This is a genomic window from Inquilinus limosus MP06 (assembly GCF_000767795.1).
GTDB lineage: Bacteria > Pseudomonadota > Alphaproteobacteria > DSM-16000 > Inquilinaceae > Inquilinus > Inquilinus limosus_E.
This window is the reverse complement of sequence record NZ_JANX01000797.1, coordinates 1-2142: the sequence shown is the minus strand read 5'-3', so window position 1 is coordinate 2142 and position 2142 is coordinate 1. Positions and strand designations below refer to the sequence as shown.

At 72.6% G+C, this 2142-nt stretch carries 2 protein-coding genes; one reads left to right on the top strand and one right to left on the bottom strand.

Features of this window, described 5'->3' with window-relative positions; translation table 11 throughout:
- On the bottom strand, positions 1–1446 hold a 1446-nt coding region (locus P409_RS32485; RefSeq protein WP_034848364.1), incomplete at its 3' end, for a heavy metal translocating P-type ATPase.
- 81 nt (positions 1447–1527) lie between these two features.
- On the opposite strand from P409_RS32485, the gene P409_RS32480 reads away from it, so the two are divergent.
- Positions 1528–1998, top strand: a complete 471-nt coding sequence (locus P409_RS32480) for a MerR family transcriptional regulator (RefSeq protein ID WP_152613669.1) — start codon at positions 1528–1530, stop codon at positions 1996–1998.
- Positions 1999–2142: the final 144 nt, after the last annotated feature.

The following is a 2142-nucleotide window of genomic DNA, read 5'->3' as shown; positions in this document are numbered from 1 at the left end:
GACCCGGCCCAGCATCGCCTTGCCCGCGATGGCCGCGGCCTCGGTCACGGCCGGCACGGCGATCGTGCGGGCGGAAGCGGCCTCGAGGATGGCGCGGGCCAGCGGGTGGCTGGAGCCGCTCTCGACCGCCGCCGCCTCGGCCAGCACCGCGGCCTCGCTGCCCTCCAGCGCGACGATGTCGGTGACCTGCGGCCGGCCGACGGTCAGCGTGCCGGTCTTGTCGAAGGCCACGGCTTTGACCCTGCCCAGCATCTCCAGCGCCGCCCCGCCCTTCAGCAGCAGGCCGCGGCGGGTGCCGGCGGCGATGCCGGAGGCGATGGCCGCCGGGGTCGACAGCACCAGGGCGCAGGGGCAGGCGATCAGCAGCAGCGACAGGCCGCGATAGGTCCAGACCGTCCAGTCGCCGCCGAAGAAGAGGGGCGGCACCGTGATCACCAGCCCGGCCACGGCCATGGCGGCCGGGGTGTACCAGGCGCTGAAGCGGTCGATGAAGCGGGCGGTCGGCGCCTTGCTGGACTGCGCCGTCTCGACCATGTGGATGATGCGGGCGATGGTGTTGTCCGCCGCCGCCCGGGTGACCCGCAGGCGCAGCACGCCGCCGGCATTGATGCTGCCGACATAGACGGCGTCGCCCGCCGCCTTGGCCACCGGCACGGATTCGCCGGTGATCGGCGCCTCGTCCAGCTCCGACGCGCCGTCGACGATGGTGCCGTCGGCCGGCACCCGGTCGCCGGGGCGGACCAGCACGATGTCGCCGATCGCCAGGTCGTCGACCGCGACGGTGCTCAGGATGCCGTTCGCCTCGCGCTGCGCGGTGCGCGGCACCAGCGACACCAGCGCCTTGATGCCCTGGCGGGCGCGGCCGGCGGCGACAGTCTCCAGCAGCTCGCCGACGGCGAACAGGAACACCACCACCGCCGCCTCGGACGCCGCGCCGATGGCGATGGCGCCGATGGCGGCGACGGCCATCAGCGTCTCGATGCTGAAGGGCGAGCCGGAGCGGATCAGGGTCAGGGCGCGGCGGGCCACCGGCACCAGCCCGATCAGCGCTGCGGCGACATAGGCCCATTCGGCCTCGGCCGGGACGATCTGCCCGGCGATGAAGGCCGCGGCCAGCAGCAGGCCGGTGAAGCCGACCAGCTGCGCCTTGCGCTCGCGCCACCAGGGCTTCGCCTCCTCCGGCGCCGGCGCGCGGAGCTCAGCGTCGTCGATCGCGGTCGGGGTGAAGCCGAGGGCGCGGATCTTGTCCTCGACCGCGCGGCCATCCGTGGCAGCGCCGGCCGCGCCGAAGGCCAGCAGGCCGGTGGCGAAATTGACCTCGACGCCGCTGACGCCCTCGATCCGGCCCAGCGCCGTCTGCAGCTTGCCGACGCAGCTGGGGCAATCCATGCCGTCGACCCGGTAGCGCAGGGTCGTGCCCTGCCGCTCGTCATTCGCCGCAGCCATGCGACGCACTCCCTTGCCGAAACATCCGTCGCAGGGGAAGATGGGAGCTACAGCGACTATAGCTTCAAGAGGAAAATTGCGATGTCCGCGCGCGGCGACGCGATGCCGATCGGCGAGCTGGCCCGCCGCACCGGCTGCAAGGTCCAGACCATCCGCTACTATGAGCAGATCGGCCTGATGCCGGAGGCGGCCCGGACCCTGGGCAACCAGCGGATCTATGGCCGGGCGCACAGCGACCGGCTGGCCTTCATCCGCCACAGCCGCGAGCTGGGCTTCCCGCTGGACGCCATCCGCCAGCTGCTGACCCTGTCGGACGACCCGAACCAGCCCTGCGCCACCGCCGACCGGATCGCGCAGGAACAGCTGGTGGCGGTGCAGGCCCGCATCGCCCGGCTGGAGGCGCTGAAGGCCGAGCTGGAGCGGATGGTGGAGCAGTGCCGCCACGGCACCATCGGCCATTGCCGGGTGATCGAGGTGCTGGCCGACCACAGCCACGGCCATTGCCTGCATGCCGACCACCTGACCGGCGAGGAGATCGAGACCGCCGCCTGATACCGGCGGAGGCCCGGACGATCAAAACACCTGAGTCCCCCCTCCCCTCGCGGGAGGGGGTTAGGGGGAGGGGGTTCGCGGGCTTTGCGCCGATGATGGCGCAGGCGGAAACAGCCTAGCCTTTTCGCGCGCGGACGCGCGCAG